The following is an 11,452-nucleotide window of genomic DNA, read 5'->3' on the forward strand; positions in this document are numbered from 1 at the left end:
ACCGGAACCCCAGGGTGAACATGTCGGAGTCCGAGCGAATCCCGGGGTAGCGGAACAGGTCCCAGGTGCCGCCCAAGTCGTCGCGGCGCTCCAGAACCGCATAGCTCTTGGTCGGACAGCGATCCTGCAGATGCCAGGCGGCGCTGATTCCGGAGATGCCGGCGCCGACGATCACAACGTCAAGATGCTCACTCATGACGCCACGTTATCAACAGTGTGTCGACTAAGTCAACGCAGTGTCGAAATTATCTACACCGTGTAAGCTGGCCGTCGTGGCCAGCCCGATTCAGACGCACGCGCGCGGACGACGATCGGCACGCCCATCCGGAGACGACCGAGAACTGGCAATCCTGGCTACCGCCGAACGGCTGCTGGCACAGCGGTCGCTGGCCGACATCTCGGTGGACGATCTGGCCAGGGGAGCCGGCATCTCCCGGCCAACGTTCTACTTCTATTTCAAGTCCAAGGACGCGGTGCTGTTGTCGCTGCTGGAGCCGATGATCGCACGGGCGGACGCCGAGTTCGACGGGGCGGTACAGCGGCTGCCCGCCGACCCACGCCGGGTGTGGCGCAGCGGCATCAAGGCGTTCTTCACCGCATTCGACTCGCATCGCGCGATCGCCCGCGCCGGCGCGCAGGCGATCGCGGCGAGTCCGGAGTTTCGAGCTATCTGGCAGGGCTACATGGCTAAGTGGATCGAGCAGACCGCGATCCTTATCACCGCCGAACGGGATCGCGGCGCGGCACCGGACACCATCCCCGCCCGGGACCTCGCGACGTCGCTGAACCATATGAACGAACGCACGATGATGACGACGCTGGCCGGTGAGCACCCGGCGGTGGAGCATGACCGAGTGGTCGACACCCTGACCCATATCTGGGTCACCAGCATCTACGGCGAGGCCGCCCAACCTCACTAAAGCGCGGCTGAAAGCCGCTGCTAGTGCGCGAAATGCCGAGCGCCGGTGAGGTACAGCGTCACCCCGGCCTCCGCAGCGGCCGCAGTCACCTCTTCGTCGCGGATCGACCCGCCGGGATGCACAATCGCAGCCACTCCCGCTGCTGTCAGCGTCTGCAACCCGTCCGGAAACGGGAAGAACGCATCCGAGGCCGCTGCCGCGCCGCGCACCCGGGTGCCCCCGCGCTCGACCGCCAACCGGGCCGCGTCCACCCGATTGACCTGTCCCATACCGATACCGACGGTGGCGCCGTTCGCGGCGACCACGATCGCGTTCGACTTGACCGCACGACAGGCCCGCCAGGCGAACGCCAGGTCCGCCAACATCGCCGGATCCGCCGGCGAGCCGCTTGCGAGAGTCCAGTTCGCTGGGTTGTCGCCGGGCGCATCCAACGCGTCGCGTTGCTGAACCAGCAGCCCGCCGCTGAGCGGACGCAGCTCTACGCCGCCGCGCCGCGGCTCGGGCGCCACCAGCACGCGGATGTTCTTCTTGCGCGCCAGCACGTCGACAGCACCCGGAGCGTAGGAGGGCGCCACGATAACTTCGGTGAAGATGGTGCTCACACACTCCGCCATCTCGACGCTCACCTCGGTGTTGGCCGCGATCACCCCACCGTATGCGCTATGCGGATCACACTCGTGCGCCTTGCGATGTGCATCGGCTACCGAGACCGCTGAAACGGCGATTCCACACGGATTGGCGTGTTTGATGATCGCCACACAGATTTGCTGGTGGTCGAAGGCAGCCCGCCACGCCGCGTCGGCATCAGTGAAGTTGTTGTACGACATGTCTTTTCCGTGTAGCTGGTTGGCTTGCGCCAGACCGGGAAACGCGCTTGGGTCGTTGTACAGCGCCGCTTGTTGGTGCGGGTTCTCGCCGTAACGCAGCTGGGACGTCCGGTGATAGGCCCGTCCCATCCACTCCGGTAGGTCTGGGCACGCCTCTTCTGGCGTCAGCGTCGACGACATCCAGTTCGCGACCGCGACGTCGTACTCAGCGGTGTGCCGAAAAGCCAGTGCCGCCAAGTGCTCCCGTTGGGAAAGCGTGAACCCACCGGCGGCCACCGCAGCGAGCACACCTTCGTACCCAAGCGGATCGACCACCACCGCGACACTGGGATGGTTCTTCGCCGCGGCTCTGACCATCGACGGACCACCGATGTCTATCTGCTCGACGCACTCATCGACAGCCGCACCGGAATCCACGGTTTCACTGAACGGATACAGGTTGACCACCACGAGTTCGAAAGGTGTGATCCCGAGTTCGGCGAGTGCCGCGCCATGTTCCGGCTTGCGCAGATCGGCGAGAATACCGGCATGTACCCGCGGATGCAGCGTCTTCACTCTACCGTCAAGCACTTCCGGAAAGCCGGTCAGCTGCTCCACCGACGTCACCGGAACGCCTGCTGCAGCAATGACTTTCGCGGTAGATCCGGTCGAGACGATCTCGATGCCCGCCGCGTTCAGGCCACTGGCCAGATCAAGCAGCCCGGTTTTGTCGTAGACGCTGACCAACGCCCGGTGTATCGGCCTTCTGGTCTCGCCGCTCATCCTATCGTCGCCTTTCGTCCGGTCCAGGTCACGCCGCCGGTCACCAGCTCGGCCAGCACATCCACCAGGAGCTTGCGCTCCACTACCTTGATGCGTTCATGCAGGACGCCTTCGTCATCGCTGTCGAGCACCGCTACCGGTTCCTGGACCAGGATCGGTCCGGTGTCAGTGCCGGCATCGACCAGGTGCACGGTGCAGCCGGTGACCTTCACCCCATAGGAGAGTGCATCCGACACCGCATGTGCCCCTGGGAAGGCCGGCAGCAGCGAAGGGTGGGTGTTGACAACTCTCCCGAGGAACTGAGAGAGAAACTGCGGCCCAAGAAGCCTCATAAAGCCGGCGGAAACCACCAGGTCCGGGGAGTGTATGGCGGTGGCCTCGGTGATAGCGGCATCCCAGGCCTTCCGGTCGGGATAATCGGCCGGCCGGACGGTGAATGCCGGCAGCGCGGCGGTGCCGGCAATCTGGGTGGCCCGGCAGTCGCGGTCTGTGCCGACCGCTATCACCCGAGCCGGGTAGTCACCCACGGCGGCGTCAAGCAGCGACTCGAGCAGTGACCCAGTGCCCGAGGCCAACACCACCAGCCGGGCCGGTGCGCTCGGGGGCACACGGATCGGTCGGACCACGCCACGAGCGTAGTCCGGCGACGATGCGCGCCGGAACGGCACGCTGAGGAGCCGGCGCGGTCTCGACACGCATTAGTCCGGTCGGTCATCGTCGGACGGCGGGGAGCCGTCGCCGCCGGTACCGAATACAGCGTCGTCGTCGGTGAACATCTCATCTTCGGCGTCCTCGGTCGGCTCGGCCGGTCCACCCGGTTCAGCCGGCTCGACGGGTTCCCGAACGTGCTCGGCCTCACCCTCGACCGCCGGCGGGGCTGCGGGCCGAGGGCTGATGCCGCCGGTCATCGCAACCGTTACCGCACCGACGACCGCAAACCATCCAAAGACCGCAATTCCAAAGGTGGACTGGTCCACCCCGACGTCGCCAAAGTTACCCAGGCGGCCACCGCCTGCGTAGGCGAGCAATGCCATCGTCAGTGCCGCGGTCATCGCCGCGACGAGCAGCTTCTCCATCGCCGGGACCAGGGGCAATGGGTGTCGCGCACACTGCTGCCCGACCGCCACGCCAGACGACGCAGCGATGATCAGCAGCGCCACCCACACCGGCCCCAACGGTGGGGTGGGCGCCGCGGCCAGGATCGGCAGCGCCGGGATGTCGCCGCCGAGGACCGTGAACGAGCTGAACATCGCGAATCCGAGATGCGCACTCGATCCCACCGCCATCGCCGTGGTGCCGACGATCACGTTGGGCACATACAGCATTGATATCAAGGTAAGGCTGAACTGGCCGAATAACGAGTCGGTGATCCCGTAGAGCTCGTGCATGGTCGCCCAGTGCAGCACCAGAGATCCAGCTGTCACCAGCCCGGACAACCCGACCAGTGCCAAAACGCCGGCGGCAGCGGCACGTAGCGAGTCGGCCAGCCAGTCCGGCAGAGGCGGTGCCGATAGCACCCGTCGGCCCACCCGCGAACCCACACCGATCGTCGCGCCGATGGCGTGAACCACCAGAACGTGCGCAAAGGCCCCTAACGCGCTGGGCGTCTGCAACTCGGTGATCACCGACGCCGCATCATGGATGACCGCCAACGCGATGGCCGCGAACAGTAGCGGTCCGCCCACTGCCGACGCCATGATCCAACGGATGACGAACCAGGAGGCGCTGCTGGCGGTGGCCTGAGCGGTGGTACGTGCAGTTCCGGCCACCATCAACAGCGCCGGAAGCAATGGCAGCACCCCTAGTTCCCGGCCGCCGATCGAGATCGGCACCTGATGGACGCCCAGCCATATGCTGGCAATCGCGCCCAGTCCCCCAGTCATGTCGCTGTTGGCGATCAGCAACTGCAGCAAGGTCACCGCAGCGATGGTCACCAACGCCACCACGGCCGGGCCGAACGCTACCCGCACCAAGTCGCGTGCCGTACCTGCGCTCGACCCTCGACTGTCCGTCACCGGTGTCAGGCTTCGTGCACGCGGTCAACGTGGCACATGAGCGCCCAGTTAGGGCTGCGTCGGCTCTGACGGGGCAGAAGACGAGGTCGGGGAACCTTCGAGGCCCTCGCCGCCTGGTTGCGGACCGTGGCTACCCTGCGACTCTTGACTGCCGGTCGCGGAGCCACCGGCGGGCGGTGGGCTGAAGCTGGGGAAACCGGTCGGCGGGGTGGGCGAACCCTGCTGCTGGGTGTGCTGAGGCCCGGCGCCGAATCCACCGGTCGACGGTGCCGACGGCGCTCCGAATCCGCCGGATGGATAGCCGCCGTATGACGGGTAGGCGGACTGCTGCGGGGGCTGGGGCCCGGTTGGTGGGCCCGGCTGGCCGTAATACCCACCACCCGGCGGCAGCCCGTACTGCGCATACGGGTCGTATTTCGGCCTCGCGACGGGGGCGGTGACAACACCGGCGTCCAGCAGCAGCCCGCTGGCAGCCGCGACGGCCTGCATGATGATGAAAGCCAGCACCAGCCACAGCGCCCACCCGACCGAATAGCCGTTGTCTCCCGCGGAGATAATCCGTTTTATCGCCAACAGCGCTGCTAGCACTGCGAGCACCGCGACGATGGCCGTGTAGTTCCTCGCTTTGGGCAGCAAGCCGACCACGGCCAGCAGCGCGGCCAGTACGGCGAACAGCACGGCGGGCCCGGCGTTGCCGGTCAACCCGACGATCCCGCCGTCACTGAGCGTCAACATCTGTCCGAAGCTCGCCAGATAGGTGGCCAGCCCCAGCACCGCCACCGCTGCCTGCAGGTACTGCGGCAACCTGCTGACACTGTCAGCGGGCTTGGCGAATGACGGATTCGAGGCTCCGTAGGGACCTGGCGGCTGCGCAGATTGATATCCGGGACTACCGGGCGGGTAGCTCATAGCGTCTCCTGTTTTGGTCCGGTGCTGTTCGGGTGTGGCGGCGCGGTTCGACCATCCACGCTAGCGCACGCCCTGATCGGTGTGGTCGCACCTGGCCCCCGGTTGCCTGGCGCACTGACACACGTTCTAATCACCGACATGGACTACGGGCTCGTGCTGTTCACCAGTGATCGCGGTATCGCTCCGCCAGCGGCCGCCAAGCTCGCCGACGACCATGGCTTCCGCACGTTCTACGTGCCCGAACACACCCATATCCCGGTGAAACGCCAGGCCGCGCACCCGACGACCGGGGACGCGTCGCTGCCCGACGACCGTTATCTGCGCACCCTGGATCCGTGGGTCAGCCTGGGGGCGGCGTCTGCGGTCACATTGCGGGTCCGGCTGGCGACCGCGGTGGCGCTGCCGGTCGAGCACGATCCGATCGCCCTGGCGAAGTCCATCGCCACACTCGATTATCTGTCCGGTGGGCGGGTGAGCCTCGGCGTCGGATTCGGCTGGAACACCGATGAACTCGCTGATCACGGTGTGGCGACGGGGCGTCGGCGCACCATGCTGCGCGAGTACCTCGAGGCGATGCGGGCGTTGTGGACCAGCGACGAAGCCGCCTACGAAGGGGAATTCGTCAGCTTCGGTCCCAGCTGGGCCTGGCCCAAGCCGGTGCAGTCGCGCATACCGGTGCTTCTCGGTGCGGCCGGCACCGAGAAGAACTTCAACTGGATCGCTCGCAGTGCCGACGGCTGGATCACTACGCCACGCGACATCGACATCGACGGGCCGGTCAAGCTGCTGCAGGACACCTGGGCGGCCGCCGGCCGCGACGGGACACCCCAGGTGGTGGCGCTGGATTTCAAGCCGATCCCCGACAAGCTGGCGCGCTGGGCCGAACTAGGGGTGACCGAGGTGCTGTTCGGACTGCCGGACCGTTGCGCGGACGAGGTCGCCGGCTACGTGGAACGGTTAGCCGGTAAACTCGCGGCTTGCGTTTGACCGCGAGCCCTTATCGCGAGCAGACACAAAAACCCCCGGAAGAGCCGTGGAAATAGGTGCTTTTGCGTCTGCTCGGCAGCACAGCTACCGGCTCTGCAGGGTCCGGCGGGCCAGCGCGGCGGTCTCCGACGGGGTCTTGCCGACTTGAACGCCCGCGGCCTCCAACGCGTCTTTCTTGGCAGCGGCGGTGCCTGACGACCCGGACACGATCGCACCGGCGTGCCCCATCGTCTTTCCCTCCGGCGCGGTGAATCCGGCCACGTAGCCGACCACCGGCTTGGACACGTTCGCCCGGATGAACTCGGCGGCACGTTCCTCGGCGTCACCGCCGATCTCACCAATCATCACGATGACCTGGGTAGCCGGGTCCTTCTCGAATGCCTCGATGGCGTCGATGTGGGTGGTGCCGATAATCGGATCGCCGCCGATTCCGATCGCCGTGGAGAAGCCGAGATCGCGCAGCTCGTACATCATCTGATAGGTCAGGGTGCCGGACTTCGACACCAGCCCGATGGGCCCGGGACCGGTGATGTTGGCCGGAGTGATGCCGACCAGGGACTCGCCGGGGGTAATGATGCCCGGGCAGTTAGGGCCGACGAGCCGGGTCTTGTTGCCGTTGACCCCCCCTTTTCTCAGGTTGTAGGCCCACGCGTAGGCGCTGTCCTGCACCGGAATACCTTCCGTGATCACCACCAGCAGGCTGATCCCAGCGTCGATCGCCTCGACGATGGCATCCTTGGCGAACTTCGGTGGCACGAAGACGGCCGACGTGTCGGCGCCGGTCTCTGCCATGGCCTCGGCGACGCCGCCGAACACCGGCAGTTTGATGAGCCTGCCGCCCTTGTCTTCATGTGTGACAGTGGTGCCAGCCTTGCGGGCGTTGACGCCGCCGACGATCTGGGTGCCCGCCCGCAGCATGCGGGCGGTGTGGATGGTGGCTTCGCTGCCGGTGATGCCCTGGACGATGACTCGGGAGTCCTTGTTGACGAAGATCGACATCGCCTTACCCGTCCTTTCCGGCCCCGACCAGCATGGCCAGCTCGGCGGCTTTGTCAGCGGCCTCGTCCATGGTGTGCATCAGCGTCACCAGCGGATGGTCGGCTTCGGCGAGGATCCGCCGGCCCTCCTCGACGTTGTTGCCGTCGAGCCGGACCACCAGCGGCTTGGTCGCGGTGTCGCCGAGCATCTGCAACGCCTGAACGATCCCGGTGGCCACCGCATCGCAGGCGGTGATGCCGCCGAACACGTTGACGAACACACTCTTGACCTGCTTGTCGCCCAGGATGACGTCCAGCCCGGCAGCCATCACCTCCGCTGATGCGCCGCCGCCGATGTCAAGGAAGTTGGCCGGCTTGACCCCGCCGTATTTCTCCCCGGCGTAGGCGGTGACATCCAGCGTGGACATCACCAGGCCGGCGCCGTTGCCAATGATGCCGACCTGTCCGTCCAGCTTGACGTAGTTCAGGTGGTGTTCTTTGGCCTTCAGCTCCAGTGGGTCGGTGGCGTCGCGGTCTTCGAAGGCGGCATGGCCGGGCTGGCGGAAGGCGGCGTTGTTGTCCAGGGTGATCTTGGCGTCCAGGGCCAGAATCTGGTCGTCGGGGGTGCGCACCAGCGGGTTGACCTCGACCAGGGTGGCGTCTTCTTCGACGAACACCTCCCACAGCTTGGTGATGGTGACAGCCGCGGCATCCAACACCTCGGTGGGCAGATGTCCCTGTTCGGCGATCGAACGCGCGAAGACGAGGTCGACGCCGGTGACAGGATCGACGGGCACCTTGGCGAGGCGGTCCGGTTTGGTCGCGGCCACCTCCTCAATTTCCACGCCCCCCTCGACCGAGCACATAGCCAGGTAGGTGCGGTTGGCCCGGTCGAGCAAAAAGGAGAGGTAGTACTCCGCGGCGATGTCGCTGGCTTCGGACACCAGCAGCTTTTTCACGACGTGGCCCTTGATGTCCAAGCCGAGAATGTGCTGCGCGTGGGTGTAGGCAGCCTCCGGTGTGGCGGCGTACTTGACGCCCCCGGCCTTGCCTCGGCCGCCGGTCTTGACCTGGGCCTTCACCATCACCGGTCGACCGATCTCCGTGGCGATCGCCTGAGCGCCCGCGGGTGATTCGGTCACCCGGCCCGGGCTGGTGGGCACACTGTGCTTGGCGAACAACTCCTTCGCCTGGTACTCGAAAAGGTCCATGGGCTCACTGTCTAAACTGGGTCGGCGCCGTGTCGGCGGTGACCGGTTCGCGGACTTGATAATTCCAAGCTTTCCGGGAAACTGTATCGACACCGCTGCGGCGTTCCGGCACCGCATACCATTCCTGTGGCATATCTCACCGCGCCCGAATTGTGATACACCTCACATTCTGGGCCTGATTTTCCCGATAGGTTGCCTCCTTCGTGAGGAAGTGGATACCGTTTCGGGGTCCAGATAACGTTCTGATCACGACCAGGGAGATTTCCAGGTTGATCAAGCGCGGTTTGTCCCCGGTTTCTGCCTTGCGTGGGCGCGCCGACCGGTCATCTCCGCACCTCAATGAGGTCACCGACATCATCCCGTTCGATGAATTCGGCAACTTCGATGACCTGGACGACTGGGATGACCTGGACCTGAGCGATGACACCCCATTCGAGGGCGACGCGCCGTTGCCGGGTGCATCCGACGTGGATAGTCCGGATGACACCGACAACCTGACCAGCCTGGCCACCCTGGCCGGCCTGGCCCCGCTGCGGCCGGCGCATCCCCGCGCCCACTCCGCTACGCACGACGATCGCCGGTCCACGACAAGACCGTCCGGTATGCCCGGGCGCCGGGCGAAACACCGCAGAGAGCCGGCCAATGCCGTCAAGGGCCGCGTGTTGATCGTCAGCATGGCGGCCGGCGCGGCCGCCGCAGCAGCACACGCCGCGACCCAGTCGCCCGGCACCGCCCCGACGCAGACGGTGCTAGTCGCTGCCGATTCTCCGTTGGGCGGCGGAAGTGAAGCTACCGCCAGCTCCGCCAGCCCTGCTGGCCCCGCCAGCCGAGGCATGCAGATGGTCACCGTCAAGGCGATGGCGAACATTGTCGTGCACAACGAGGAGCTGGCTAAGGGTGTGGCGTTCGCTCAAGAGCGCGCCGACCGGGAAGCCCGGCTGCAGCAGCCACTGTTCGTGATGCCGACGCGCGGCATGTTCACCTCGGGCTTCGGCTACCGGTGGGGCGTGTTGCACGGCGGCATCGACATCGCCAACTCGATCGGCACCCCGATTGTGGCGGCATCTGACGGAGTCGTCATCGAGGCGGGCCCGAGCGCCGGCTACGGCATGCTGGTCAAGCTGCGGCACTCCGACGGAACGGTAACGCTGTATGGCCACGTCAACAGCACCACGGTCAGCGTCGGTGAGCGGGTGATGGCTGGTGACCAGATTGCCACCATGGGCAATCGGGGCTACTCCACCGGCTCCCATCTGCACTTCGAAGTGCTGCAGGGCGGCACCAACCGCATCGACCCGGCCTCCTGGCTGGCCAACCGCGGGATCAACCCGGGGGGATAGCCACCTCGGTAGCTACCGAGGTGATTGCCGGCTGGCGGTTAAGGAGTTTTGGCGTTGCTTCCGGACACAGCGCAGGCTTCCGGCGGCCCGACCACTCAGAGCTTGGTGAGTGGGGCGTGGTTGTGCATCAGCTTGACCCTCCCGGAACTGCCGAAGTCGATCAGCGACGTCGCGGATTCGCCCACCCCAGCTACCTCCTCGACCCGACCCAGCCCGTATTTGTCGTGGGATACCCGGTCGCCGGGCTGCAGAACCAATAGTGGCCGTTTGCCGGCCGCCGAACGGGTGGGCGACGGGCGCGGCGCACCGAATCGACCGACGCCGTTGACCGGCGCACTCAACGATGTGGTGGTATCAGTGATGTCGGAGCGCCGCCAATCGACGAGGTGCTGCGGGATCTCCCGCAGAAAGCGGGATTCCGGGTTCTGCATGGGTCGGCCCCACGAGGAACGCACCGTGGCCCTGCTCACGTAGAGCCGCCGGCGCGCCCGGGTGATGCCGACGTAAGCCAGCCGACGTTCCTCGGACAGCTCCCGTACGCTACCCAGCGATCTCATGTGCGGAAACATGCCGTCCTCCCAACCCGTCACGAACACCACTGGGAACTCCAGTCCTTTCGCCATGTGCAGCGTCATCAGCGTGACCACACCGTCACCGTGCTCGGGAATCTCGTCAGTGTCGGCGATCAGCGAAACCCGTTCCAGGAACGCTGCCAGCATCCCGGCATCCCCCACGTCCAGTTCGATGGCTGGATTCTGCTCAACGTTCTGCTCAGCAAGCAGGTTGACTCGGTCGATGCTGAATTCATGTGCAACGCTGACGAGTTCGTTGACGTTGTCCAGCCGGGCCAGATCCTGAGGATCGGTGGAGGACTCCAGTTCACCCCGGTAGCCGGTCCGGTCCAGTACCATTTCGACCAGGCCGCCGAGGTCTTCGTCGGAGGAGTCCAGGTGGCCCCGCAGGTCATCGAGCAGCTCGATGAATGCCGCAATCGCCTTCTGGGAACGGGTATTGACCGTCGCAACATTGCCGCCGGCCGCGGCGGCCAGCGCCTCAGCGAAACCGATGCGGGCGTTCTCGGCGTAGAGTGCCACACACGCCTCGGCGCGGTCCCCGATGCCGCGCCGCGGAGTGTTGAGGATCCGCCGCAGGCTCACCGTATCGCCGGGGTTGTCCAGCACCCGCATGTAGGCGATGATGTCGCGGATCTCCTTGCGCTCATAAAACCGCACGCCGCCAACGACTTTGTACGGGATTCCGGTTCGGATGAACACCTCTTCTAGTGCTCGCGACGCGTTGTTGGTCCGGTAGAACACCGCGACGTCGTTGTAGCTGAGCTCATCGCGGTCGGCCAGCGCGTCGATCTCCTCCGCGACGAACCGGGCCTCGTCGTGCTCGTTGTCGGCTACGTAACCGACGATCAGCTCCCCGTCGCCGGCGTCGGTCCACAACCGTTTCTCCCGGCGCCCGGAGTTGCAGGCGATCACCGCGTTGGCCGCCGACA

The 11,452-nt window shown here is 65.9% G+C and carries 11 protein-coding genes; 3 read left to right on the forward strand and 8 right to left on the reverse strand.

The features are described from left to right. A partial coding sequence (locus AC2VOP_RS19265) for an FAD-dependent oxidoreductase (protein ID WP_486962456.1) occupies positions 1-196 on the reverse strand: 196 nt, incomplete at its 3' end. 67 nt (positions 197-263) lie between these two features. On the opposite strand from AC2VOP_RS19265, the gene AC2VOP_RS19270 reads away from it, so the two are divergent. Next, complete coding sequence (locus AC2VOP_RS19270) at positions 264-920, forward strand: TetR/AcrR family transcriptional regulator (protein ID WP_486962465.1); 657 nt, start codon at positions 264-266, stop codon at positions 918-920. 20 nt (positions 921-940) lie between these two features. Here the strand turns inward: AC2VOP_RS19270 and purH are convergent, their stop codons facing one another. The 4 genes from purH to AC2VOP_RS19290 form a co-directional block, all read right to left on the reverse strand. After that, entirely contained in the window at positions 941-2,509 is a 1,569-nt protein-coding gene (gene purH / locus AC2VOP_RS19275) for a bifunctional phosphoribosylaminoimidazolecarboxamide formyltransferase/IMP cyclohydrolase (RefSeq protein WP_486962457.1), read from the reverse strand. Beyond that, positions 2,506-3,135 (reverse strand): phosphoribosylglycinamide formyltransferase, encoded by a 630-nt coding sequence (gene purN / locus AC2VOP_RS19280; RefSeq protein WP_486962458.1) that lies wholly within the window; start codon positions 3,133-3,135, stop codon positions 2,506-2,508. The genes purH and purN overlap by 4 nt, the downstream gene beginning before the upstream one ends. A gap of 72 nt (positions 3,136-3,207) precedes the next feature. Next, the gene (locus tag AC2VOP_RS19285) at positions 3,208-4,533 is read right to left on the reverse strand and encodes a cell division protein PerM (RefSeq protein WP_486962466.1); all 1,326 of its coding nucleotides are present in this window, start codon (positions 4,531-4,533) and stop codon (positions 3,208-3,210) included. 39 nt (positions 4,534-4,572) lie between these two features. Next, entirely contained in the window at positions 4,573-5,433 is an 861-nt protein-coding gene (locus tag AC2VOP_RS19290; protein ID WP_486962459.1) for a DUF5336 domain-containing protein, read from the reverse strand. Between the two features lie 138 nt (positions 5,434-5,571). On the opposite strand from AC2VOP_RS19290, the gene AC2VOP_RS19295 reads away from it, so the two are divergent. Further along, positions 5,572-6,420 carry an LLM class F420-dependent oxidoreductase gene (locus AC2VOP_RS19295; RefSeq protein ID WP_486962460.1) on the forward strand — a complete coding sequence of 283 codons (849 nt, stop codon included), beginning with the start codon at positions 5,572-5,574 and terminating at the stop codon, positions 6,418-6,420. A gap of 84 nt (positions 6,421-6,504) precedes the next feature. Here the strand turns inward: AC2VOP_RS19295 and sucD are convergent, their stop codons facing one another. Together sucD and sucC are read right to left on the reverse strand one after the other, a co-directional pair. Further along, on the reverse strand, positions 6,505-7,419 hold the full coding sequence (gene sucD / locus AC2VOP_RS19300; RefSeq protein ID WP_486962461.1) for a succinate--CoA ligase subunit alpha: 915 nt from the start codon (positions 7,417-7,419) through the stop codon (positions 6,505-6,507). Positions 7,420-7,423: 4 nt separating this feature from the next. After that, entirely contained in the window at positions 7,424-8,608 is a 1,185-nt protein-coding gene (sucC, locus tag AC2VOP_RS19305) for an ADP-forming succinate--CoA ligase subunit beta (RefSeq protein ID WP_486962462.1), read from the reverse strand. A gap of 269 nt (positions 8,609-8,877) precedes the next feature. On the opposite strand from sucC, the gene AC2VOP_RS19310 reads away from it, so the two are divergent. Continuing rightward, on the forward strand, positions 8,878-9,948 hold the full coding sequence (locus tag AC2VOP_RS19310; protein ID WP_486962463.1) for a M23 family metallopeptidase: 1,071 nt from the start codon (positions 8,878-8,880) through the stop codon (positions 9,946-9,948). 95 nt (positions 9,949-10,043) lie between these two features. On the opposite strand, the gene AC2VOP_RS19315 is transcribed toward AC2VOP_RS19310, so the two are convergent. Then, positions 10,044-11,452 (reverse strand): 3'-5' exonuclease (locus AC2VOP_RS19315; protein WP_486962464.1); only part of this gene is annotated, 1,409 nt, incomplete at its 5' end.

The sequence above is a fragment of the Mycobacterium sp. TH-M106 genome (assembly GCF_057473765.1).

Bases quoted from the DNA above. Each gene is read 5' to 3' on its own strand.
- purH (WP_486962457.1), bottom strand. From the start codon at position 2,509: ATGAGCGGCGAGACCAGAAGGCCGATACACCGGGCGTTGGTCAGCGTC.
- AC2VOP_RS19290 (WP_486962459.1), bottom strand. From the start codon at position 5,433: ATGAGCTACCCGCCCGGTAGTCCCGGATATCAATCTGCGCAGCCGCCA.
- AC2VOP_RS19295 (WP_486962460.1), top strand. From the start codon at position 5,572: ATGGACTACGGGCTCGTGCTGTTCACCAGTGATCGCGGTATCGCTCCG.
- sucD (WP_486962461.1), bottom strand. From the start codon at position 7,419: ATGTCGATCTTCGTCAACAAGGACTCCCGAGTCATCGTCCAGGGCATC.
- sucC (WP_486962462.1), bottom strand. From the start codon at position 8,608: ATGGACCTTTTCGAGTACCAGGCGAAGGAGTTGTTCGCCAAGCACAGT.